Source organism: Paenibacillus massiliensis 2301065 = DSM 16942 (assembly GCF_000377505.1).
GTDB classification, from domain to species: domain Bacteria; phylum Bacillota; class Bacilli; order Paenibacillales; family Paenibacillaceae; genus Paenibacillus; species Paenibacillus massiliensis.
The window spans coordinates 82,927-107,817 of sequence record NZ_KB898194.1 but is presented as its reverse complement, the minus strand read 5'-3'; the positions used below and the strand labels follow the sequence as shown (position 1 = coordinate 107,817).

The window sequence follows — 24,891 nt, the reverse complement described above, 5'->3', positions numbered from 1 at the left end:
CGCAATCACCTCATCCTATCTAGTTCAGATTCACTATCGGCTAAAATTTCAGTAATCGAGCCCTGAATTTCCACCGTGTCTGGGGTGCATAAGAAGATATTATGCCCTACCTTGGAGATACCACCGTTCACGGCATAGACGGTACCGCTCAAAAAATCAATAATCCGCAAAGCCTGATCTTTGCGTATACGTTGCAAATTAACGACGACGGAGCGATGAGAGCGCAGATGGTCGGCAATCTCCTGGGCTTCATCATATGAGCGTGGCTCGTAAAGGACAACCTTCACATTCTTCTGGGAATGAATACTGACTACATTGCTTCCTCTTTGGTTCTTACGCTTATCAAAGGCTGGAGTTTCAAGTTCTTCTTCCTGTAGCATTTCCCGCTCAACAACCTGCTCTTCCTCCTGCAGGCCCAGAAAGTTCATAAACTTATTCATTACGCCCATACTAGCCCTCCTCTTTTCCTACCAGGACAGATCCCAGACGCAGCCAGGTCGCACCTTCCTCAACGGCCACTTCAAAATCATTGGACATGCCCATGGATAATTCAGTCAAAGGCTCGGAAGTCAAGGCTTGTCCGTTCAGCTCATCCCTAAGCTCACGCAGCCCGCGAAAGACCGGACGGGTCTGTTCGGGGTCCTCCTCATGCGGAGCCATCGTCATCAGCCCAATCACCTTCACATGCTTGAGGTGGGCTATATCCTTCAGGAAGGGCTGTACCGCTTCCGGTGCCAATCCGTACTTGCTCTCCTCGCCCGATATGTTCACCTGCAGAAAGGCTTGAATCTGCATGTCCAATCCTGAAGCTCTGCGTTCGAGCTCCTGAGCAAGTGATATTCGATCAAGAGAGTGAATATACTTGAATTTATTCACAATATCCTTAACCTTATTCGTCTGTAAATGGCCTATAAAATGCCATATTCCCCGTTCGCCAAGCTGCTCCCACTTCTCAGCAGCGTTCTGCCAGCGATTCTCACCGACATGCACAAGCCCACTGTCCAGAACAGCAGACATGGCTGGGACAGCCACATATTTCGTGACAGCAATCACATTCACATCATGACTGGCTCGGCCGCTCCGACTACAAGCCTCGCCGATTCGGGTCTGGACATCCTTTATTCTGTCTTCCAAGGACACAGGAAGGTTCACCTCTCTTCAAAGCCTATCCAGCTAGCCATCCTTCCCGTCATGCCGTTCTCCTTGCGATAAGAGAAAAACAAATCGTTCCTGCAGCTGGTGCATAAAGTAGTACATTCGATATTAGACGCCAATATTCCTGCTTTCATCATAATCTGTCGATTGCATTGTTTCAAGTCAAGCATCGTTTTTCCCGCATCAGTGGGGTAATACACCTTCTGGTTCCATGAACCATTACCCCCGGATTCTTCCTCCAAAACCCGTATATGACGCATCACATGCTCATCTACCTCATAGCAGCATGAGCCAATGGAAGGTCCAATTGCTGCGCGCAGATCGGCTCTCGATGTGCCGTATTGCTCTTCCATAGCTGTAATCATGCGCAATGCGATCTGACCGACTGTGCCCTTCCAGCCTGCATGCGCCAGACCTACGACTTGTTCTACGGGGTCCCAGAAATACAATGGGACACAGTCAGCATAAAAAGAGGTCAGTAGCACACCTGGTACGTTCGTAATCATTCCATCAGTATCTGCAAAAGCAGAAGCACGATCCCGGAAGCCCTTGCCCTTATCCTCAGCTGTCACGACAGCAATGCTGGTTCCGTGCACTTGCTCGCCACATGTCCAGGCCTCTGGTTCAAAGCCAAGACGACCTGCAAGCTGTATACGATTATTAAGCACAGCTACAGGATCGTCTCCCACATGATAAGCACAGTTCAGGCTATAGTAAGGCGGTCTGCTGGTTCCCCCGCTCCGTGTCGTGAATCCAGCCTGCAGCCGTGCATCCTGTGCCCGCCAAGCCTCAAGATTCATTAAGCGCGGTACGGGACCTGACGAAAGTTCGCCTCCGCTCGTTGCTCCTGTCCATTCTTCAATCACAAATGGTTCCAATTCATTTCACCTCTACAGCCCAGTGTACCAAAATCAGCTCCGGGTGTCTCTACGTACCTTTGCGTTCCCATCGTTCCACATAGTCCCCTTGGGGTGTACGCCGTCTCTCCGTCTGAACCTCTGCAAGCTCCTCCAGTCGCACCAGGATGACATCCGTCCCGATCTTGACAATATGCTGCCACGGAATGACCAGCTCGCTCCCTCCACCGAACCAGCCTTTGAACACACCCGCTGCTGGTACAGTAATCGCCTCAATACGTCCGTATTCCAAATCCACCTCAAGATCGCCAAGCTGCCCCAGCCGCCTGCCATCCATGACATTAATGACGTCCTTCGTCTGAAATTCGGATATTTTAATCGTTCGCATGACAGTCCTCATTTCATCCACAGCCTCACATCCTTTACTTTGCAAGTATATGAGGGAGAATGTAAAAATGTCCTGTCCCACTAAATTTAATGTAGCAGTCCATCAGCTTTCAAGATGAAAAGGGCATCCTTCAAGATTCCCGATCTTGAAGAATGCCCTGATGGAAGCCATTTGAGATGGAAGCCATTTTATTTAGGATTTCACATGCTTCTGCATTTGCTGGATTGCCGACTTCTCAAGTCTGGATACCTGGGCCTGGGAGATGCCGATTTCATCAGCCACCTCCATTTGCGTCTTCCCTTCAAAAAAGCGCATGGACAATATCATTTTCTCACGCTGGCCCAGCCGTTGCATCGCCTCACGCAAGGCAATCTCCTCAATCCAGGATACATCCTTGTTCTTGTCATCGCTGATCTGGTCCATCACATAGATAGGATCACCGCCGTCGTGATAGATCGGCTCAAACAGGGATACAGGGTCCTGTATGGCATCCAGCGCGAAGACTACATCCTCCTTTGGAACATTGAGCACCTCGGAGATCTCAAAGATCGTCGGCTCTCTGGAATTCACAGTCGTCAGGTTATCCCTGACCTGAAGTGCCTTGTAGGCAATGTCTCGCAGGGAACGAGATACCCGGATCGGGTTGTTGTCACGCAGATAACGCCGAATCTCTCCAATAATCATAGGCACAGCGTAGGTCGAGAATTTTACATTCTGGGATAAGTCGAAATTATCTATAGCTTTCATCAGCCCAATACAGCCAACCTGGAACAGATCATCCACATATTCTCCCCGGTTGTTGAAGCGCTGGATGACGCTGAGGACGAGCCTCAGGTTCCCGTTAACCAGCTTTTCCCTGGCCGAGCGTTCATTGTGTTGCTGTAGAGCTGTGAATAATTCGCGCATTTCCACATTCGTCAGTACAGGCAGCTTGGCTGTATCCACACCGCAGATTTCAACTTTATTACGGGTCATCGTGTCTTACCTCCCAAGGAGCAACATTAATGTACATTATCTCCTTGAGGTCCAATTTTATTCGTCCCTCACACTCGTTCATGGACTCTGCTTCACTCACTTCATAACTGTCGATGGGCGGCGGTATGCGATTGATAGCGCTACACCATTTTATTAAATTCCTTGCGCAGACGACGAATGATTCTCTTCTCCAGTCTTGAGATATACGATTGGGAAATCCCAAGTAGATCCGCAACATCCTTCTGCGTCTTCTCCTCACCATCCTGTAATCCAAAGCGTAGCTCCATGATGAGTCGTTCACGATCCGTCAGCTTGTCGAGCGCCTTGTGCAGTAGCTTGCGGTCCACCTGCTCCTCAATATTGCGATAGATAGTGTCATTTTCTGTACCAAGCACATCAGATAACAGCAATTCGTTACCATCCCAGTCGATATTTAGCGGCTCGTCAAAGGACACCTCTGTGCGAGTCTTGTTGTTTCGTCTCAAGTACATCAGAATTTCATTCTCGATACAGCGTGATGCGTAGGTCGCCAGCTTGATCTTCTTCTCCGGATCAAATGTATTCACTGCTTTGATGAGACCAATCGCCCCAATGGATACGAGATCTTCGATATTAATCCCCGTATTCTCGAACTTACGGGCTATATAGACGACCAGGCGCAGATTGCGCTCAATCAGGACAGCACGTATCGCCGAGTCTCCTGAGGGGAGCTTCTGTAGCAGATAGTCCTCCTCCTCGCGGGTTAACGGCGGGGGAAGGGCCTCGCTGCCTCCGATATAGTAGATTTCCTCCGTCTTCAAGCCCAGCAGGAACAGCACCCGATAATACTGCAATTGAATAGACAGCTTCCATTTGACAGGCAACACTTGTAAACGCATCAAATTCCTCCTACCTCAGGATTTAAAGAAGCGACGATTAGATCAGGATGAATGACAGCCCGGTAACGACCTTCAGACGACAGCGTTCCGCTGTCCAGCCCGATTAATACCCGCTTGCTTGTGGAACGAAGGCCGTTCATCGTCACAGTCACCTCATCAGGCTTCAGGGCCAGCATGAACGCCGTGCCTTTGTTAATGCCTCGATACGGAATCAGCCGTAGCCGATCCTGCCATCGGAACTCCTCTTCGCCTAGCTCGGTGACCAGGTTGTCCGCCTCTCCATTCTTCAATTTACGCTCCCATGATTCTGGAAAATAGGTGCTCCATAGCGAAAGCTCCATGATCATCACGGGAATTCTCGTCAGCGGGTCAACAAGCTGATTGCCCGTATCCAGCAGGCCTGTACAACGGACAGATACACCATCAATGCTGGCCTCTACCTCTCCCAGATAGCTGCCAAGCTGTTCAGAGCGTTGTCTCGCAGCCTGGACTGTCTTGAAGATAATCATCACCACCGCGAACATGCACAGCACGAACCAGAAGCCAATCTTCAGCTCAAAGGATAATCCCCCCGAGGCTGAAAACCAGATCCCATTCATGACCTCACCAGGATTCTGTACTAGATAATGCGTCCCCAGAATACCTCCAGCCGCTACAAAATTCACGATATAGAACGCCCCCAACGTCCGTAGGAAGCGCTGTAGTCCCCCGAATCCAAAGGAAATCAGAAGCATGATGACAGACAGCATGAACTTGATTAGAAAGGTAAAGGCAAACGTAAGCGGCGGAAAAAACATCATTACGACGTAAGCGGCACCTACAGCCGAGGACAGAAGCACCCTCCACCATGCTGGCCGCAGCTTTCTCATCCAGGCCGTCACCATAATCAATACTGCGTCGATTACCAGATTGACCAAGAAGATGAGATCCAGATACACTACCAATCGTTTCACCCGCCTGTGCAATTTACAGGATACGGTTAAGTATAAGAGGAGTGAATTTCAAAGTCTGTCTAACTTTGTAGGCATGTGCCCAACTAATTTTGTCGGATGAAGGGGGCGAGCGCTACGGGTTGGAGGTTTCTTACGATCGCTGTTAAAACCCGATTTCCAGATTAGACAAAAATAATTGGATGAAATCGGGCTTTAAAGGCGAGCACTTTGTTTCTTCAGAAATCCTCCACCCCTCCGCTACAGCATCGCAGTTTATTAGGTGGAGTACATTGCTAGTTAGCTGCTGTCGGATGAACTTGCGCGAATTAATTCCTTATTTTTCATTTATAAGATTATTATGACTAGAGGTTTCGTAATTCACGTGTTAAAGTCCTAAGTGCACTTGTAACATTCAGAGAAAAAAGGGGAAGATTGTGAATGAAGAGAAACGCGATAGTATTTGCAGCTTTAGCACTCATACTGTCAGGGACTATGTTGTTCCCTGCCGTGTCGTCAGCAGCCGAGGGTGACACCACTACTGATCCCTTCGGTACAAACATCGAATCGGGAGCAGAAATCTCTCCAACAGACGAAACGGTCACAGATGAGGAATTGTATGGGGATTTGGATCCAGAGCTTGTACAAGAGTATATCGAGTACATGGATTATTGGGATCAACTCGGTCAGCTCGATGTTTATGAAGACAAGGGAATAGATACATTCAACAATACTCCTGAACTTACGAATGCCACTCGCAAACAAATTTTTCTAGACCGAATAACACAATTGTCCCTAATTACACTAAATACGTATCAGGACTCAAACAAATCCAACCGGCTCATCCGAAGCTTGCCTCCATTCACCAAAAGCTTATACGCGGCTCATACCTTCAGCTTGAAGGTATGATGCTCTACAAAAAAGCAGTATCCAAAACGAAAATCAACTGGACTTTATATCATCAAATCAATCCCAAAATCGCGGCGAGCAAAAAGCTGATGTATCAGGCCGGAGCAGAGATGTATGAATATGCGGCCAGATTTGAATAGTAGCTTGCTGTAGCCAGAATCAAATATTGACGAAAAAGAACCGGTGCGCCCGGTTCTTTTGTTTTTTCATAGATACTATTATTTACTCCAGATATCGCCGGAATCATATCTTTGATTAACCAACGTTCACTCACGTTCACTCTTGATTCTAATCCGTCACCTACGTTAATTGCTTGACATTGCCAAGGCCTGATCCAGAACTGCCGGACCATTCCCTCTGCCATAGGCCACCGTGTCGATGACATCGACCGGAATGCTGTACGGGGCCGCAATTTCAGCTACGGCATTTTTACGCATGCGGACCTGGGGACCGAGCAGAATCGCAATTACATGGTCGCTGATGCCCGACAGCTCATCCTTGATTGTGCTTTCGGGAATGGCTATAATGTCGATTTCGAGAGATCTTGCTTCCGCTTCTTTTTTCATCTTGGATACCAGAATTGAAGTAGACATGCCGGCTGAACAGGCAAGAATAATTGTTTTCATAGTTAACGCCTCCTGATCCGATTTTTTCATCATTCAGTTACTTGTACTCTTCATCCAAATCAACTGTAAGCGAACGTTCAGCGATAATTGACTTGTACCAGTAACCGGATTTTTTCAAATGGCGGCTGCGGTCGTTCTCCAGGTTGATTTCAACCAGTCCATAGCGGTTCTTGAACGCATTCATCGGGGATACATTATCCGTGAAGGCCCACAACATGTACCCTTTGCAGTTGGAACCGTCCTCCACGGCTTTGAGTGTATAGTACAAATGCTCGCTGATGAAGGAAATCCGGTAATCATCCTGAATGATCTGCTCTTCATTTTTGAATATCGCCTCGTTCTCAATGCCCATTCCATTTTCTGAAATAAACCATTCGATATTGTTGTATTCGTTTTTGATGCGTATGCCCATGTCATAAATAATTTTAGGGTAAATTTCCCACCCACGTGATTTGTTCATTTTCTTGCCTGGAAGATCAAAATGCTCATAGTAATAAGACGGATGAAAAGGTGCATTTTCATTCCAAGCCTTAGTCTGCGTCTTTACTCGGTGCGGATAATACAAATTAATACCCGCGTAATCAATCGTGTTATTTTTGATGATAGCCAGTTCTTCCGGTGTAGACTCGAATGTGATATCATGCTTATTCATCAGTTCGAACAATTCCTCGGGATATTCCCCTTTGATCAGAGGATCCATAAATACCCGGTTGTAGAACAGATCGTATACATGGGCTGCATACTGATCGTGCGGCGCGCTTGAGCGGGCATATGTTACCTCGGGATTGAGAATGGCGCCGATCTTCGCACCGTTTTTGCCATAGCCTTGCTTCTTGAACAATTGCACGCATTTGGCGGTTGCGAGTGTTTTATTGTAGTTCCACTGCATCCACTTGCGGGTGTTCTGCTCATAGGGATAACGCAGCGCATCCAGATAGACGCGGGTCTGCACTACAATCGGTTCATTAAAGGTAAACCAATGCTTGACACGGTCGCCGTAGCGTTCAAACACTTTTTCCGCATACTTCACGAATAGTTCAACTACATGCTTTGATGACCATCCATCATATTTATCCAACAGATACGCCGGCAGCTCATAGTGCTCCAGACAAATCATCGGCTCGACACCACTCGCTATCAGTTCGTTAATGACCCGTCCCACGTAATCCGCATAGGTTTCGTCTACAATCACATTTTCATAGTCGGTTAAAAAACGGGACCAGTTAATAGAGGTACGGAAATGCGTCAGTCCAATCTGCTTCATAAGTGCGATATCTTCGCTGTAGCGATTATAGAAGTCGGTCGCGCCGGCCGGACCATATCCATTATGCCAGACATGGCGGTCATTGATATACCACCTGTCAAGATAAGAATCCTGCCCTTCCTTTTTGCCGCTCCACCCTTCTGTCTGCCAGGCGGATGAAGCAGCCCCTATTATAAAATCATCCGGGATGTTCATTGTATGCTTAGCCATTGATTACTCCTCCTTAACTCCGCAATTATTTCTGCTTACTCTACGGTCCGCTTGTTGGCAATTCTGACGAAAGGCAGATAGATTAATATTGCAACTGCAATACATACAAGCTGGGTAATGACCGCCCCGATGCTTCCACCTGTTGACAGGTAGGCATTAATAATCGGCGGTGTGGTCCAAGGCACCATGACGACCGTACGGCCGGCAAAACCAAGCAATGTCGAGAAGTAACCGATGGTTCCCGTAACAAGCGGCGTGATGATGAACGGAATAGCCATAATAGGGTTCAACATGATCGGAAGTCCGAAAATAACCGGCTCATTAATATTAAATAGTCCCGGACCAATTGATAGCTTAGTAATCTCCTTCATATCCTCACGTTTGGAGGCGATCAGGATGCTGATAAGCAGAGCCAGAGTAACGCCGGAACCGCCGATGCTCATGTAGATGTCCCAGAACGGCATCGTAATAATATTAGGGATAGGCAACCCTTGTTCATAAGCGGTCATGTTAACAGTAATGGCTCCAAGCAGCAGCGGCTCGCGAATCGGCTTTACCATCTGATTGCCGTGGATGCCGATGACCCAGAAAATTTGCGCAACCAGCATCAAGGTCAGGATACCCGGTAGGCCTTGCACAACCGTCTCCAGCGGTTTTTGCACCACATTGTACACGGCATCATACAAATACAGGCCTGTAAACATATGAAAGAAAAATCCGACGGCCGAGAACACTGTTACAGTAATAATTGTCGGAATCAGCGCCGAGAATGACACGGCCACATTGGGAGGCACACTTTCTGGCATCTTAATTTTAAGCTTATCCGATTTGCCCAGCTTGCTGTACAGCTCGACAGACAGGATAGACACAAAAATACCGAGAAACAGGCTTTTCGTATCTGTAAATTGACGCGCAATCACATTCGTAACCTCTTGCATCTCACCGTTCACCATCAGTTGAAGCGTTGTTGGCGTAACGGAAACAAAGCAGATGACCGCTAGCAATCCTGGAAAAAAATTCTTCTCTCCGTTAATTCTACCTAATTCCAGACCAATCATAAAGATGGCGAGTATGGTCAGAATATTTAAGCTGGCATAGTTGATCGCGGTAAAAATCGGCTTGTAATCCGCCAAAAATGCAAAAGGGCGAAAATGAGCCAACCCGTTCGTCGGGTCCATCACCATATTGGATATAAGGACCGCGAAAGCGCCTACAATAATAACAGGCATCAGTGTGATGAAAGCAGATTTGATAGCCATAATATACTTAAAATTGTTAATGGCGTTCGCTACTGATGTAAGGCCATTAACAACTTTATCCTTGAGTGCCATCAGAAAGACCTCCCTCTACGATTTCGACCCCAATTGTTCAATACGTTCATACAAGTCCACAAACTCGGAGGCCATGTCGTGAATGGAAATCGCATTCATCAAATGATCCTGGGCATGAACCATCATGACAGACACCTCCATCTTTTCCCCTTCTGCTTCCTTACGGATTAATCCGGTCTGAATTTTGTGAGAGGATATCAGTTCTTTTTTTGCAGCTGCCAGCTCCTCTCTTGCTTCAGTGAACTTGCCTGCTTTGGCAAGCTCAATCGCTTCCATCGCCGAGCTGCGGGCATTGCCTGCGTACAAAATGATCTGAAACACAATTTCAGTCTCATCCAGAATCTCATCACCAACGGAATTGTTTATTTCTTTTTCGCTCACTCTTATGGTCCCTCCTTCAGAGTAGCCCTGATCTAGCAGCACCCCTTACTGTAGCTGTTGGCTGTAAATTTATTATAAATTGCAATCGTTTACAATTTAACATAAGCTTTTTCCTCTTCTTAACGGAAAATAACTATATACAAAAAGAGGAATATCCCTCTTTAGAGAATCGGGATATTCCTCCATACGTCGTTTCACTGGATTAAATCTTATACATGCTCATGGAGAACTCGAGCAAAATCCGAATACGTCTTACATTTAATCAGCTGCTGGACCAGAGCTTCGTTATTCAAAATCGTAAGCAAAATATTGTACATGCTCTGTACATCCTCCGTTTTACTGCGCTGCATGCACAGTACGCATACAAACTGCACCGGTTTGCCGTCCCAATCAATAGGCTTCAGCAGCGTGCATACAGCCCAAAAGGTCGAATCAGCAAACGGCTCCATCGGATGGGGAATCGCTACAAAATTGCCGAACGAAGTGGGAGACATCGCTTCACGCTCCAGCACAGATTCCAGGAACGGGCCTTTGACAAGCCCCGCCTCCTTAATCCTGTCCACCATAAACGCCAGCACTTTCTCCTTGTTGTCCATTTTCTGCTGAAGAAAAACGAGCTTTTTTCGTATATAATGGATAGCCGGCAATCCAGTTTCCGAGATAGCCTGTTCAATCTTGTCTACGTCCGTGCCGCCGAGAAACGTATTGACATGTATGATCGGTACCGATAGCTTTTCGGAGACGGGTATCGTGCTGATTACAAAATCCAGCGAATCGAGCGGCATCTGCTTGAGCTTGTAAAATTCAGTCGTACCGACGATGTCCAGCTTGGAGCCAAATACCGATTGCAGCTTGTAATATAGCAATTTGGCGCTCCCCCTGCCCGATGCGCATACGATCAGGCATCTCTTAGGAGTGTTCTGCTCTTTTTTTCGCTCAATCGCAGCACCGATATGAATAGCAAGGTAGCCAATTTCATTTTCTTCAATTTCGAAGCCAAGCCGCTTCCTAATCGTTTCACCCGCCAGTATACCCGCTTCAAAGGCCAGCGGATAATTGGATTTGATCTCATCCAGCATCGGATTGCGCAAATTCATCCCATATCTGAAACGGTTAATGACTGGTTTGAGGTGCAGACACAATGCCACAAGCAGCTCCTTGTCATGGCGGATGCCTAGTTGCATTCCTTTTTCAATATGATCCAATATTTCAACTGCCAGGTCGTATATTTCGCCGTCTATCATCCCTTTAATTTCCGTATCGTCCATATTAGCCGCTACAATTGTTCTTACACCAAGCAAATGTACCGCTATATACGCAACTTCAGCGAAAGGAAAGGAATGATTCATCTTGCGCTCAAGACTTGACACAATCTCAGACGCCACGCCAAATTCCTTCTGCGCCTCAATCTTTTTCATTTCCTGCGGATAAAAAGAGACATACCTTTCATCCCGTATCCGCTTACAAGCTATTGCGATATGAATGACCAGATTATTGAGCGCAATATCGGATAATATAATGTCATTGACTTCAATGCGTTCAAGAATAACCTCTCTGATTAAATCCATTTCTTCATCAGAAAGAATGGATGGAGAATGCGTGCTCTCGGGTGCAATCTCCGTACGGCTAAAAATATAATCGGACATGCAGTAGCGTAGCTGAGTCTCGCTTCCCTTGATTTTAACACCGTAATGGGGACGATTCTCCAGCGTCAAGCCGTAATTCTTCAATATTCGCCGTACTTCCCTGATGTCATTTTGTATCGTTGGACGGCTTACAAACAGTAGGTCAGCCAAGTCTTCAAGCCTGAAATATTCCTCCGTCAACAGCAACTTCCTGATCAGAAAACGATGTCTGCTCTCGGATGATCCGCTTACTTGCTGCGGTGTAGCCGCTTCATTTTCTTTCAATTGCTTCAGCAAATGTCGGAAACGCTGCTCATCATGGATTTCAAGCTGATATCCTGCTCCCTTTAGCGACTTGACCGTGGCTCCATGTGTGGACAACAATGCGGATAATTCCTTCAGATCCGTCCGAATGGTGCGTGATGACACATTCAACAGTTTGGCTAGATACTCGCTGCTAACAATTTGCTCGGAAATCAATAGGTGAAGAAGATGAAAAATCCGCAACAACGAAACTCCTTTCAATATTAGGATCGACCGTATCCTTCAATAAAAAAAAGGAATGTCCTACAAGTAGAATACTACTTGGGGACATTCCTGCTAATTTATGTTAGTCATTGTTGTTCCGCGGACGGTTGCGCAGGAAGGTCGGGATATCCAGCTGATCGCTCTGCTGGTTGCCGAACGGACGCAGGTTGGACGGACGCTCTTCCTGTTCTGGCTGACTTGCTGCCGGCTTGCGGGAAGGAGCAGATGGAGCTGGCTTGCCTTCGAAGCCTGTAGCAATAACAGTTACTTTAATCTCTTCTTTCATGTCATCGTCAATAATCGCACCGAAGATCATATTCACTTCCGGATCAGACGCAGAAGTCACGATCTCGGCCGCTTCATTCACTTCATACAGAGAGAGATTAGCGCCGCCTGTAATGTTCATGATTACCCCGCGTGCCCCTTCAATCGACGTCTCCAGCAGTGGGCTCATAATAGCCTTGCGCGCAGCCTCAGCAGCACGGTTCTCGCCTGTTGCCAGTCCGATCCCCATCAGGGCTGAACCACGCTCAGTCATGATTGTCTTCACGTCAGCGAAGTCAAGGTTGATGAGACCCGGTACAGCAATCAGATCAGAGATGCCTTGTACGGCTTGACGAAGTACATTATCTGCCTCGCGGAAAGCCTCCAGCATTGGAGTCTTCTTATCTACAATCTCCAACAATCGATCATTCGGAATGACGATCAGGGTATCTACCTTTTCCTTCAGGCCTTCGATCCCTTGCTCGGCATGTGTCGACCGCTTGCGGCCCTCAAAGGTGAACGGGCGTGTAACCACGCCTACTGTCAATGCTCCGCATTCCTTTGCAATCTCAGCGATAACTGGCGCAGCACCTGTTCCGGTACCGCCACCCATTCCGGCTGTAACGAACACCATGTCTGCCCCTTTCAGGGTATTCATAATCAGATCACGGGACTCCTCAGCAGCCTTCTTGCCCACATCAGGGTTAGCGCCAGCACCCAGACCGCGAGTCAGCTTATCGCCGATTTGCAGCTTATGCTCGGATTTGGCCAGATGAAGTGCTTGGGCATCCGTATTGACCGTAATGAATTCAACGCCTTGTACTCCATTATCAATCATGCGGTTGACAGCATTGCTGCCGCCCCCACCGACGCCTATCACTTTAATTTGGGCCAAACTCTCCATTTCAAAATCAAATTCCAACATACTATTCCCTCTCCCCCTCAATGTGCATGGCTAGCTCGTCCATGTATGGCACTCAACCGTTATATAAATTCACTGAACATGTTTTTCAAACGTTCGATAAATCCCGGTTTTTGCTCTTTTTCCGGAGCGGGACTGCTCTTCGTTCGATTGGCCGGCTTCTTGGCACTTACGTTGCCACTTTGGCTGCGCACACGATATTGGCGTACCGCATTTTGCAAAATACCGACTCCGCTAGTAAAACTAGGGTCACGAACACCAATGAAATCCGGCACGGCAATCCTTACCGAAGCAGCCAACTCACCTTGAGCTACTTGAAGTACACCTGGCATGGATACAGTTCCTCCCGTAAGTATATAACCCCCAGGAAGCTCCGTGTAACCAAGTCGTCTTACTTCGGCCTGAACCAGCTGGAATATCTCCTGCACCCGAGGCTCGATGATCGCAGCCAAGTCCTGCTGATTAAATTCCTTGTCCACGTTACTACCGATGCGCGTTACCTTGAACAGAACATCTGTAGCCGCATCATCATAATTGGCACAGCCGTATTTCAGCTTCACCTTCTCAGCCTGGTCGGTTAACGTTCTCAATCCATATGCGATATCATTGGTTACGAATTCGCCACCAATCGGCAAAGTCGATGTAGCCACAATGCTGCCTTCCTCAAAGATCGCAATCGTGGTAGACCCTGCCCCAACATCGACAAGTGCTGAACCCATCGTCTTCTCATCCTTGGACAGAGACAATTGTCCCGTACCAAGCGGAAGCAGGACCAGATCAACAATACGCAAGCCACTCTTCTCAACACAACGCAGTAGGTTATGTATAGGCGTCTTGGCTCCTGTCACGATGGTAGCCTCTACCTCAAGTCTTACCCCAATCATGCCACGTGGGTCCTGAATGCCCTCCAGACCATCCACGATATATTGCTTGGCCACTACATCAATAATTTCTCTCTCCGGAGGAACTGCAATGACTTCCGCAGCCTTCAGCACCCGTTCGATATCCTCTTCACCGATCTCGCGATCCTCATTAGAGACCGCCACCACGCCATGGCTTGTCTGCAGGCCAATATGATTGCCAGTGATACCCACGTATACTTCAGTTATCTGAATACCTACCATGCGTTCCGCATGATCAACTGCACTGCGGATCGATTGCACGGTCTGATCGATATCTACGATTGCACCTTTGCGAATTCCTTCCGAGTCGGCAGATCCAACTCCAATAATATTAAAGGTTCCATTATTCATTTCACCTATAATAGCCCGAACTTTGGATGTACCGATGTCCAAACTAACAATGATGTCATTGTTACTCAAGTCTGTGGCACCTCCTAACTCCAAATGATTTGTCATCTCTAAACATACCTCTACAAATATTCAACACTATTTATACGATCCCTCTTTTTTCTACAAATTTTTTCGGTGCCAACTTCTGGCCAAAGATATAAAAATTTCAAGAAAAAAGAAGGAATACCGAGCTAGAGCTCATAAAACTCATTTTATCATTTTTTCAGATCACTGAGTAGTGGCATTTTCGATGCTACCATCTTCCTCGCGCGGTTTGAAAGGAACATACGTATCCGCTTGAAACATAGTGATCATTCCTGGCTCTTCCGTCTCAATGACCTGATTCAGATAACTAATCTTCTTCTCAAGTAATGATACAGCTGTCAGCACTTCGAACTGGCTCCGGGTATACATTCGAATACGATCCGGAAAGGAAGGAGTAGGGTCTGGTAAAATCTCTGAAATATCAGCAGTCCACTCACTAGGAATGTTGGCTAAAGTCTGACTAAGCTTAATTTTAATGGGATCATCGGATTTCCATTGTGTCAGAATGGGCTTCTCTACAGCAATTCCACTGCTGGATACCTCCACGCTTGTCCCGTTCGAGAGAATGGCTCTAAGTTCTCCATCTGTATTTACCTCGTAGGCCACTGTAGGGTATTCCTTGATCTGAATGCTAATCTCCCCTGGAAAATGCTTGTCCACATTCACCATTTGGATGGATTGAATCTGCTTCAGGCGACTAATGATATCTTCCTTACTGGCACCAAAAAATTGACCACCAATTTCCAGACCACTCTGCTCCAGCAGCTTGTCCTGCGGCGTAAACGTACTTCCCTGAAATTGAACCGCTGTAATCTGGCTTAATGAGGACCTGAAAAAAAGGACTGCCAGCAGCACGATAAATAAAATGATAAGGGTCCAGGCTATTTTTCGACTTGTATTCCTTTTTGGCCTGCTCTCTCTGAGTGCAGGGATCTGGGCTTTATGCATATGAACTCCCCATAGAAGCCTCTCGTCCCCTCCGACAGGGAGGGGACGCTGCAGGCAATGTTAATTAGCAAAATCAAGCTCCTCCGGTACAACAGACTGACGACGCATCTTGGCTCCAAGACTCTGGAATAGTAGCTCAAGTCTATCATAGCCTCGATCAATATGATGGACCTGCTCAACGATTGTTCGTCCCTGAGCAGCGAGACCTGCAATCACCAATGCGGCTCCCGCACGCAGATCCGTTGCCTCGACAGTAGCACCGTAGAGACGGGGGACCCCCCGAATCAAGGCTGCATTCGCGTCCACTGAAATGTCAGCACCCATGACGTTCAACTCGTTCACATGCTTGAAGCGACTCTCGAATACCGTCTCCTTCATGATGCTGAAGCCATCAGCCAAGGACAACAGTACCATTACCTGAGACTGCAGATCGGTTGGAAATGATGGATAGGGTGAGGTAACAATACGGCCAACAGGCTTGGGACGGGTCATACAGCTTACTTTTATTATATCATTGCAAGCATTGATTTGAACACCAGCCCGCCGGAGGACGTGCAGGAGTGACGAGATATGACCCGGATTACAGCCTGTAAGTGTCACGTTGCCACGAGTTGCTGCTGCCGCAATCATAATCGTGCCTGCAACGATCCGATCAGGAATAATCCCGTACGAACAGGATTGTAGCGATTTTACACCAGTAATCGTAATCGTATCTGTCCCTGCTCCAATGACCTGAGCGCCCATTGTGTTCAGAAAGCGCTGAAGATCCTGGATTTCCGGCTCCCTAGCCGCATTGGTAATCGTCGTCCTTCCTTCCGCAAGTACCGCTGCCATCATGATATTCTCTGTGGCTCCTACGCTTGGGAACTCCAGGTGAATATCTGCACCAGTCAATCGTGACGCACGACAGGTAATCTGCTCGCTCTGCTCGATAATTTCTGCTCCGAGCGCGCGCAAGCCATCCAGATGTAGATCTATCTTGCGTTCTCCGATGGCACACCCACCTGGCTGGTATACTGTAACTTCACCGTATTTGGCCAGGAGCGGTCCCATCAGAAAGATAGATGATCTCATCTGCTTCATCAGGTCTTCCGGAATGACGGTCGTGGATAACGTTGATGCATCTACCTTCACTGCCTGCTGTTCATAGCTGACATTGCAGCCCAGGCGTCCGAGAATGCCAATCATCACCTGGATGTCCAGCAGATTCGGGACATTGCGGATTTGCACTTCACCGTTGGCAAGCAGACTCGCTGCCAAGATCGGGAGCGCCGCATTTTTGGCACCATGAATGCCAACAGTTCCGGACAGAGGATATCCGCCCTCAATAACCAGTTTATCCAATGTATCACCTCCGAGTTCTACCGCTCACCCACCACGAGGTTACTCCGGCTCAAGGAGAATGCCGGCATGAGATGATATTTGCTTTGAATATGCTGCAAAAGGGTAAGCACGTCCTCTGCTGTCGCTAGCCCGGTGTTGATTATCGCTTTGGCGCAGCACAGCCTCAATGGACTGAGTTGTATGGACACATCTGACCCTGGGTCCGGCTTTCATCCGCGTTCTCTTATCAGCGTAGCTTACTGGTGCCCCGTCCAAACAGAAGCCAGCGAAGGCTGTGCCGAGAACAGCGTTCATCTGTGTCCAGGAACTGTCAGCTGCTTCCCCACCCGATTGAGCATGGCGGAGATCTAAAGGTCGGGCGTTAGCCGGCAGCCCGGGTGGTGGTCACAATGTATAAGGTATCTTATGACAGGATGACGCCACGTGTGACAACCGCCCAGGTCTGTATTTAGTTCCTTGACTTCCCTGCTATTCTCACCAGCTCCTGTACCAGCACCTCAGCAGAATCCGGCTTGCCCAGCGTAGCAGAGGCCGTCGACATGTGAGCCCGTCTGTCAGCATTGTGCATGATATCCGCGATTTCATCGAATAGCTTCTTGCCAGTAAGCTCTGGCTCACGGATCATGACAGCCGCACCTTCCTCCTCCAGTCTGCGTGCATTCGCCTCCTGATGATTATTCGTCACATTTGGCGATGGAATGAGAATGGACGGGATACCCAATGAGGTAATCTCCGACAAAAATGATGCCCCTGACCTACTCACAATCAAGGAAGTGCAGGCGAGCACCTCCGGCATATTATGGATATAAGGAAGAATATGCACATAATTAGGAAGAGAACCAATCTTGCTGCGTACTTGCTCTGTCGTGCGCTCGAAGTAGCTTTCACCCGTCACATAAACAAAATGTACGTCCTTCAATTTCGAAAGTTGCGGAGCCATGTCAATCATGGCGTCATTAATCGCCTTGGCTCCTCTGCTGCCTCCAACTACGAGCACTACGGAACTCTCCATCGGAAGTCCCAGCGTAGCAAAGCCACGGTCTCTGTTGGCATGTCGTACAGTAGTTGCACGTGGATTACCGGTATAGACCGCATGCTTGGCTTTTGGAAAAGCTCGTTCAGAGCCTTCAAAGCTTACAGCTACCGTATCTGCATAGCGGCTCAGGAATGAATTGGTTAATCCAGGGATGGCATTTTGCTCATGAATCATGCTAGGAATGCCGAGTCTCGCTGCTGCATATACCACCGGACCACACACATAGCCCCCCGTGCCGATAACGACATCCGGCTTGAATTGGCGCAGCAGAGCCTTTGATGTCCGTACTCCTTGAAAGAAGCGCATAATTGTTTTTATATTTTCAAAAGACAAGCTCCGGCGAAAGCCTGTAATATCGATCGCCTCAAAATCTATTTTTTCCTGGGGCACCAGCTTGCTTTCCAGCCCCCGTTTACCGCCAATATACAGGAACTTCGCATCTGGAAATTCCTCTTCAATCTGTCGGGCTACAGCAATCGCCGGGTAGATATGTCCTCCAGTCCCGCCGCCGCTTAACACCACTCGCATGAGATCACCTCGTATTACGTGATAGACTTAATAATATACCCAGTGCTGTCAGCATCAAGGTCAAAGAAGAGCCGCCATAGCTGATTAACGGTAGTGTGATCCCTGTTACGGGCATGAGTCCGATGACGACGCCTATGTTAATCACGACCTGGACCGCGACCATCCCGACAATTCCAACAGCCAGCAGACTCCCGAATGTATCCTGAATAGTCATCGCTGTTCGCATGCCCCGCCATATCAGCATCAGAAACAGTAAAATAACGATACAGCCACCAATGAAGCCCAGCTCTTCTGAAAGTATTGAAAAAATAAAATCTGTCTGTGGTTCGGGCACATAGCTGTACTTCTGCCGACTCATACCCAAACCGAGTCCCCCCAGTCCGCCAGGACCGATGGCATATAAAGATTGAATAATCTGATACCCCGCACCTAGCGGATCGGACCATGGGTCCAGGAAAGCCGTAATCCGCTTCAGACGATATGGCGCTGCAGCAATTAATGCTGCAAAACCTGCCACACCGCCAAGCGCCAGCCAACCAAGCTGCTTGAGACTTGCCCCTGCAGCAAAAATAATCAGCATGGACGCACCCAGCATAACCGTGCCCGTACCCAGATCAGGCTGAAGCATGATAAGACCAAAGGCAAGGCCTGCAAGTCCCATAGGTGGGAGTAGTCCTTTAGTAAAGGATGTAATGTTATAACCAGGTCGGCTCAGCCAGCGCGCCAAAAACACAATCATCCCAAGCTTCATGAACTCGGAAGGTTGAATGCCGAAGGAACTAATACCCAGCCAGCTTCGAGCTCCTCCCCGCACAACTCCAATGCCCGGAATCAGAACTGCAAGCAATAGCAGAAAGCAGACCAGGAGCATGGGCTTCGCGAGTTGTCCCCACAGCCGATAATCCATTCTTGACGTGAACCACATCGCGATCAGACCAAGCGATGCGAATAGCAACTGGCGTTTGACAAAATAATAGGAATCTCCATATTCACGAAAAGCCAACACTGCGCCGGCGCTATACACCATCACAAGGCCGATCGCAAGCAGGGCAATAATGCAGACGAACATCCATAAATCCGGAGCCGGACGCGATTGCTTCATATAGGAGGCCACCCCTTGCACCATAAGTAGGGGCTTATCCACCCCCCTACTTACAATTTATGCACCGCCTCTTTAAAAATTCGTCCCCGCTCTTCATACGACTTGAACATATCCCAGCTTGCACAGGCTGGCGACAGCAATACGACATCGCCTTCAGTAGCCAGACTGGCAGCTCGGTTCACAGCCGTCACAAGGACAGACGCGGCATCCTCCCCATTATCGACGATCTCTATACGTTCTATGCCTGCTAGCTTCGCTACAGAAGCCAGCTTTTCTCTGGTCTCTCCCAATAGTACGACCCCTTTTACGCCTTCCTGCAAGGCGGGTAGGAGCTCCATATAATCGGAGCCGCGGTCAAGCCCCCCAGCAACGAGTACAACTGGCTGGTTGAAGGATGTGAGAGACATGAGTGTAGCTTTGCTATTTGTAGCTTTGGAGTTATTATAATAGACTGCACCGTTCTTCTCGGCTACGAATTCCAGACGATGCTCCACTCCGCGGAAGCTTGCCAAAGGCTCGCTGAGAGCCTCTAGCCTCGCACCAGCGGCGATGGCAATAGCACATGCAGCAAGAGCGTTCTCAACATTGAACACCCCTGGAATGCCAAGCTCGCTAACCTTAATAATGTTATGCTCTTGTCCTGTAGAGTCGCGATACACTACCTTGCGCTCCAGATCACCCTCAACACCGTCAACATAAGGCGGGCTCACGAATACTCCCTCCTGCAATTGCTCTGACCGTGAGAAAGGCAACAGCTTGCCACGCACATGCGTAATCAACTCTCGACATACCGGATCATCCCAGTTCAGGACAGCTGTATCCGTGTCACGCTGGTTCTGGAACAATCTTGCCTTGGAGGTAACATAGTCCTCCATGCTGCCGTGGTAATCCAGATGCGTCTCTGCAACGTTCAAGAGGCAGGCTATAGTTGGCCTGAAGTCTGTAGTACCCTTCAACTGGAAGCTGCTAAGCTCAGCAACAATCCATTGATCTGAAGTAACCTCTTCCGCAATTTCACACATCGGCGTCCCAATATTGCCAGCAACTACAGGCTTTAGACCAGAAGCCTCCAGTAGCTTACCTACCCATGTGGTAGTTGTAGTCTTGCCATTAGAGCCTGTAATGCCAATAATCGGAGCCTTGGTAAGATGGTATGCCACCTCAATCTCCGTTACCAGTTCAATACCGAGCTCCAAAGCCTGCTGTACAGGCGGAGCTGTATAAGGAATGCCTGGATTCTTGACCACCAGCTGAATGTCAGAGTTAATCAATCCCTCGGGATGTCCTCCGCATAAAACGGAAATTCCCAAAGCCTCTAATTCCGAGGCTTCGGGACACTGTTCTCTCTCTTTCATGTCACTTGCAGTTACAAACGCACCGGCGCGATGCAAGGCTTTGGCTACTTGCACGCCACTTTTGGCCAGTCCAAGCACAACGACCTGCTGGTCTTGATAGGTATGTGGATGATTCATTAATTACAACCCCTTGCTGATATAGAGTCCAATTCCTGCAAGTACAATACCAACCGCCCAGAAGGTCATGACTACACGCCATTCAGACCAGCCTGATAATTCAAAGTGATGGTGTATCGGGCTCATTTTGAACACGCGCTTGCCTCGTGTCTTGAAGGACACTACCTGAATGACTACCGACAGCATCTCGATCACGAATATACCGCCAATAATCAGGAACAGCAGCTCACTCTTGGTAACAATGGCTATAGCGCCAATCGCCCCGCCGATCCCGAGCGATCCCGTATCTCCCATAAATACCTTAGCCGGGTGCGCATTATAGACCAAGAAGCCGAGCACGGCACCGATCATCGCAGCAGCACAGATGGCCGCAGGCAAAGATGTGGCTTGAATAGCAATCACCGCATAGGCACCAAAGGCGATGGCACTCGTGCCTGACAGCAGCCCGTCCAGACCATCTGTAAAGTTAACTGCATTGCTGATTGCAAGCATCATGAGGACAATGAATGGATAGTAGAACCATGCTCCCCAGTCAAAGGACCATTCAGTGCCTGGAACAGCAATAGCCGTACTATGACCATTTTGAATCAGTAGCCAGCACATCAGTCCTGCAAAGAACAGCTGTCCAAATAGCTTCTGACGTGGTGTCAGGCCAAGGGACCGTTTGAACACGATTTTAATATAGTCATCCAGAAAACCAATCAGCCCAAAGCCAAGTGTAGCGATAAGCAATACATAGAAATCCGTGTTTTTCACACTTGAGAATTTGAGAAATGTAAGTGTAAAAGCCAGCAGAATCACTACGCCCCCCATTGTCGGCGTTCCCGTCTTCTTCAGATGACTCTGTGGCCCATCATCACGTATCTGCTGTCCGAACTTCATCCGCCGCAGGAGCGGGATCAGCAGGGGGGCGGCGATCACCGCCAGTATAAATGATACGCCGATCGTAAGTAGCAACAATTGAATATCCATGGTAGTCCCCCTTTCTTCTCCTTAGTTCTGTAGCGGAGCGTTGATCAATGCATTCACAACGATCTCTAATTTCATGCCACGTGAGGCCTTTACCAGTACAATATCCTCTGGCTGTAGCTCCTGCAGCAAATGATTAATCAATACGTCCTTGTCGGTATAGGCTGCTACATCTGCCGTATCCATCATTTCCAGCGCCCCTTGCGCGATGAATGCACCTAAGCGTCCGAACGCGAAAAGCTTCGCAATTCCGGCATCAGCAGCATACCGTCCAAGCTGTGCATGATAATCCTCTTCTTGCGGTCCCAGCTCTAGCATATCGCCTAATACCGCAATCTTGCGGCCTTGTCTTGTATAGCCAGCCAGGGTATCAATCGCCGCCTTCATGGAGGAAGGACTAGCGTTATAAGCATCGTTCAGCACCATCAGGCCCGTATCACTTGTAAGTATTTCAATACGCATGGCGGTTAATTTCAAAGAAGATAATCCCTGACGAATCTCGGGCAGCCCTAGAGTAAAGTGTCTGGCAACTCCGATTGCTGCCAAAGTATTCAAAACATTATGATGACCAAGTAACGGAAGCTGTAATTTTTCTTGCCCCATAGAATGTGCAGTAAAGAGAATTCCCCGCTCCTGAGTCGTAATTGCTGTCGGATAGTCATCATTATTCTCAGAGCGACCAAACGTATACAATTGAAGGTTCTCTGGGTGCTCCGTATTAGCCTCCTTCAGCACCTGTGGAAGCAACGGCTCATCTCCATCCATAACAAGCAGACCGCCTGGCTTCAATCCAGCTATAATCTCCAGCTTGGCTCTTGCAATCTCCTCCCGGGAGCCTAACTGTAGCAGATGTGCCTCACCGATATTCGTAATCACTGCCACATCCGGCTGGGCAAGCTCGGATAGGAGACGGATCTCTCCACGACCACTCATACCCATTTCAAGAATAGCGATGTCCGTATCTTCCGGCATCTGCAGAATAGTAAGCGGAAGACCTATATGATTGTTCAGATTCCCCTGTGTCTTATGAACCTTGTACTTCGTAGACAGCAGCGCCTCTATCATATCCTTCGTCGTCGTCTTCCCATTGCTTCCGGTGATTCCCACGACTGCAACCGGAGTACTCTTCAAATACGCAGATGCGAGCTGCTGCAGCGCCTTAAGCGTATCGTCTACCAGTATGACTGGACCTGTCGGCATATTGGGATGACCCTTTTGCCACAGTAAGGCAGCTGCACCAGCCTGTAAGCACTGCTCTCCGAAGGTATGCCCGTCAAAATTCTCTCCTTGAAGAGGAACGAACAGCGCTCCCTCTACCGGTGTACGTGAATCGGTGAATACACCGCGGACCAAAGCGTCCGCTGCACAGCCCTCTACGACTGTGCCGCCGCACATGTCGGCAACTTCTTTTATCGTTCGAATTATCACTTCAGTTTGCCCCTTATCGCTTCTTTGGCCACGATGCGATCATCAAAATCAAAAGATGTCTTACCAATGATCTGATACGTTTCATGACCTTTTCCCGCAATCAATACTACATCTTCCGGGCTTGCCATTTCAATAGCTTTAAATATAGCTTCTCTGCGATCTTCAATCATATCGTAGATTTCCCGGGAAATCCCAGCTTCCAACAGCCCCTGCTCAATATCTTTGAGTATGGCCGCAGGCTCTTCGGTGCGAGGGTTATCCGAGGTAACAAATATGTGATCACTGTAGCGTGCAGCGATTCCACCCATTAATGGACGCTTGGTGCGATCCCGATCCCCACCACAGCCGAATACACATACAATCCGTCCCTTGGCGAATTCCTTGACGGAGCGCAAGACATTCTCCAGACCGTCTGGCGTGTGTGCATAATCAACAATGACTGCAAACGATTGCCCGGCTTCTACTGCCTCTACCCTGCCATCAACCCCGGGAACAGATTCAAGACTTTTGCGAATTTGCTCCAATGGAACACCTTCCAACAGGGTTGCTGCAATCGCTGCAAGGGCATTATACACGTTGAATTTCCCAACCATCCGCAGTTGTATGTCTGCTTCTCCCCTAAATGTGCTTACATGAAAAGAAGTTCCCTTGGCGGTGATTGCAATTTGTGATGCTCTGACATCAGCGCCTTGTTCCAATCCGTATGTAATTACTTCTGCAGCAGTAGCCTTGCTAAAATATTCAGAAGCTGGATCGTCTGCATTCAGGACAGCATACTTTCGACTATTTGGATCTTCACTGTAGGCATTCCCCAATCTGGAAAACAAAAGCGCCTTCGCATCACGATACTGCTCCATCGTATGGTGATAGTCCAAATGATCCTGTGTAAGATTGGTGAAAACAGCTGTTCGGAAGTCCGTCCCCTTGACTCTGCCTTGCTCAAGGGCGTGGGAGGACACTTCCATAACACAGGACTTCACTCCCTCGTCTACCATTAACCGTAGCTTCTTCTGAAGATCCACCGCTTCTGGTGTTGTTCCAGACATCGGCACAGTCTTGCCATTGTAACGCATCTGGATGGTGCCAATCAGTCCGGTAGGCACTCCAGAGTCTTGTAGTATTTTCTCGATTAGATAAGAGGTTGTCGTCTTGCCATTAGTACCTGTAATGCCAATCATATTCAACTGACGACTGGGTGATGCAAATAATTGGTTCGATAGGATCGCCATCGCAAGGCGAGCATCTTTGACTAGCAGTTGCGGAACCTCGATATCCAGTTCACGCTCGACGACTAACGCTGATGCTCCCTTACTGACGGCCTGTGCCGCATAATCATGCCCATCTACCGTGAAGCCAGGAAGGCATAGGAAGAGATCTCCTGGCTGAACGAGGCGTGAGTCTGTCTGTACGCCTTGACACTCGACACTTCCTTCTCCAATAATGCGAGCTGTTGCTATAGATGAAGCAAGAAATTGTAACTGCATA

The 24,891-nt window shown here is 48.4% G+C and carries 24 protein-coding genes; 1 reads left to right on the top strand and 23 read right to left on the bottom strand.

Annotated elements, in window-relative coordinates:
• Nucleotides 1-5: 5 nt before the first annotated feature.
• From D328_RS0119915 to spoIIGA, 7 genes are all read right to left on the bottom strand, one after another.
• Nucleotides 6-449, bottom strand: a complete 444-nt coding sequence (locus tag D328_RS0119915) for a cell division protein SepF (RefSeq protein WP_018886801.1) — start codon at nt 447-449, stop codon at nt 6-8.
• 1 nt (nt 450) lies between these two features.
• Nucleotides 451-1,140 carry a YggS family pyridoxal phosphate-dependent enzyme gene (locus D328_RS0119910; protein ID WP_018886800.1) on the bottom strand — a complete coding sequence of 230 codons (690 nt, stop codon included), beginning with the start codon at nt 1,138-1,140 and terminating at the stop codon, nt 451-453.
• An 8-nt stretch (nt 1,141-1,148) separates the two neighbouring features.
• Nucleotides 1,149-2,033, bottom strand: coding sequence for a peptidoglycan editing factor PgeF (gene pgeF / locus D328_RS0119905; RefSeq protein ID WP_018886799.1), 885 nt, complete (start codon nt 2,031-2,033; stop codon nt 1,149-1,151).
• Nucleotides 2,034-2,082: 49 nt separating this feature from the next.
• Nucleotides 2,083-2,400 carry a YlmC/YmxH family sporulation protein gene (locus tag D328_RS0119900; RefSeq protein ID WP_018886798.1) on the bottom strand — a complete coding sequence of 106 codons (318 nt, stop codon included), beginning with the start codon at nt 2,398-2,400 and terminating at the stop codon, nt 2,083-2,085.
• Between the two features lie 192 nt (nt 2,401-2,592).
• Nucleotides 2,593-3,375 carry an RNA polymerase sporulation sigma factor SigG gene (sigG, locus tag D328_RS0119895; protein ID WP_018886797.1) on the bottom strand — a complete coding sequence of 261 codons (783 nt, stop codon included), beginning with the start codon at nt 3,373-3,375 and terminating at the stop codon, nt 2,593-2,595.
• A gap of 140 nt (nt 3,376-3,515) precedes the next feature.
• Complete coding sequence (gene sigE, locus D328_RS0119890) at nt 3,516-4,238, bottom strand: RNA polymerase sporulation sigma factor SigE (protein WP_025680830.1); 723 nt, start codon at nt 4,236-4,238, stop codon at nt 3,516-3,518.
• A 14-nt stretch (nt 4,239-4,252) separates the two neighbouring features.
• Nucleotides 4,253-5,197 carry a sigma-E processing peptidase SpoIIGA gene (gene spoIIGA / locus D328_RS29440; protein WP_018886795.1) on the bottom strand — a complete coding sequence of 315 codons (945 nt, stop codon included), beginning with the start codon at nt 5,195-5,197 and terminating at the stop codon, nt 4,253-4,255.
• A gap of 426 nt (nt 5,198-5,623) precedes the next feature.
• Here spoIIGA and D328_RS0119880 point away from each other — a divergent pair, with 426 nt between their 5' ends.
• A complete protein-coding gene (locus D328_RS0119880; protein ID WP_018886794.1) occupies nt 5,624-6,091 on the top strand; it encodes a hypothetical protein in 468 nt (155 codons plus the stop codon).
• Between the two features lie 94 nt (nt 6,092-6,185).
• On the opposite strand, the gene D328_RS31090 is transcribed toward D328_RS0119880, so the two are convergent.
• From D328_RS31090 to D328_RS0119800, 16 genes are all read right to left on the bottom strand, one after another.
• Entirely contained in the window at nt 6,186-6,365 is a 180-nt protein-coding gene (locus D328_RS31090) for a hypothetical protein (protein ID WP_154659221.1), read from the bottom strand.
• Nucleotides 6,366-6,396: 31 nt separating this feature from the next.
• Entirely contained in the window at nt 6,397-6,717 is a 321-nt protein-coding gene (locus D328_RS0119870) for a PTS sugar transporter subunit IIB (RefSeq protein ID WP_018886792.1), read from the bottom strand.
• Between the two features lie 37 nt (nt 6,718-6,754).
• Nucleotides 6,755-8,191, bottom strand: a complete 1,437-nt coding sequence (locus D328_RS0119865; RefSeq protein WP_018886791.1) for a glycoside hydrolase family 1 protein — start codon at nt 8,189-8,191, stop codon at nt 6,755-6,757.
• Between the two features lie 35 nt (nt 8,192-8,226).
• Entirely contained in the window at nt 8,227-9,522 is a 1,296-nt protein-coding gene (locus D328_RS0119860; protein WP_018886790.1) for a PTS sugar transporter subunit IIC, read from the bottom strand.
• Between the two features lie 15 nt (nt 9,523-9,537).
• A complete protein-coding gene (locus tag D328_RS0119855) occupies nt 9,538-9,903 on the bottom strand; it encodes a PTS lactose/cellobiose transporter subunit IIA (protein WP_018886789.1) in 366 nt (121 codons plus the stop codon).
• Between the two features lie 209 nt (nt 9,904-10,112).
• A complete protein-coding gene (locus D328_RS0119850) occupies nt 10,113-12,035 on the bottom strand; it encodes a BglG family transcription antiterminator (protein ID WP_018886788.1) in 1,923 nt (640 codons plus the stop codon).
• A 103-nt stretch (nt 12,036-12,138) separates the two neighbouring features.
• On the bottom strand, nt 12,139-13,245 hold the full coding sequence (gene ftsZ, locus D328_RS0119845) for a cell division protein FtsZ (RefSeq protein WP_018886787.1): 1,107 nt from the start codon (nt 13,243-13,245) through the stop codon (nt 12,139-12,141).
• A gap of 59 nt (nt 13,246-13,304) precedes the next feature.
• Entirely contained in the window at nt 13,305-14,564 is a 1,260-nt protein-coding gene (gene ftsA / locus D328_RS0119840) for a cell division protein FtsA (protein WP_018886786.1), read from the bottom strand.
• 198 nt (nt 14,565-14,762) lie between these two features.
• Nucleotides 14,763-15,527, bottom strand: a complete 765-nt coding sequence (locus tag D328_RS29435) for a cell division protein FtsQ/DivIB (RefSeq protein ID WP_018886785.1) — start codon at nt 15,525-15,527, stop codon at nt 14,763-14,765.
• 60 nt (nt 15,528-15,587) lie between these two features.
• Nucleotides 15,588-16,871: a UDP-N-acetylglucosamine 1-carboxyvinyltransferase gene (murA, locus tag D328_RS0119830; RefSeq protein ID WP_018886784.1), complete on the bottom strand. Its 1,284-nt coding sequence runs from the start codon at nt 16,869-16,871 to the stop codon at nt 15,588-15,590.
• 448 nt (nt 16,872-17,319) lie between these two features.
• Nucleotides 17,320-18,435 carry an undecaprenyldiphospho-muramoylpentapeptide beta-N-acetylglucosaminyltransferase gene (gene murG, locus D328_RS0119825; protein ID WP_018886783.1) on the bottom strand — a complete coding sequence of 372 codons (1,116 nt, stop codon included), beginning with the start codon at nt 18,433-18,435 and terminating at the stop codon, nt 17,320-17,322.
• A 4-nt stretch (nt 18,436-18,439) separates the two neighbouring features.
• Nucleotides 18,440-19,537: a stage V sporulation protein E gene (gene spoVE / locus D328_RS0119820; protein ID WP_025680828.1), complete on the bottom strand. Its 1,098-nt coding sequence runs from the start codon at nt 19,535-19,537 to the stop codon at nt 18,440-18,442.
• Between the two features lie 50 nt (nt 19,538-19,587).
• Nucleotides 19,588-21,009 carry a UDP-N-acetylmuramoyl-L-alanine--D-glutamate ligase gene (gene murD / locus D328_RS0119815; protein WP_018886781.1) on the bottom strand — a complete coding sequence of 474 codons (1,422 nt, stop codon included), beginning with the start codon at nt 21,007-21,009 and terminating at the stop codon, nt 19,588-19,590.
• Between the two features lie 3 nt (nt 21,010-21,012).
• A complete protein-coding gene (gene mraY / locus D328_RS0119810) occupies nt 21,013-21,981 on the bottom strand; it encodes a phospho-N-acetylmuramoyl-pentapeptide-transferase (protein ID WP_018886780.1) in 969 nt (322 codons plus the stop codon).
• Between the two features lie 21 nt (nt 21,982-22,002).
• Nucleotides 22,003-23,403 (bottom strand): UDP-N-acetylmuramoyl-tripeptide--D-alanyl-D-alanine ligase, encoded by a 1,401-nt coding sequence (locus D328_RS0119805; RefSeq protein WP_026281280.1) that lies wholly within the window; start codon nt 23,401-23,403, stop codon nt 22,003-22,005.
• Entirely contained in the window at nt 23,403-24,890 is a 1,488-nt protein-coding gene (locus D328_RS0119800) for a UDP-N-acetylmuramoyl-L-alanyl-D-glutamate--2,6-diaminopimelate ligase (protein WP_018886778.1), read from the bottom strand. The genes D328_RS0119805 and D328_RS0119800 overlap by 1 nt, the downstream gene beginning before the upstream one ends.
• Nucleotide 24,891: the final 1 nt, after the last annotated feature.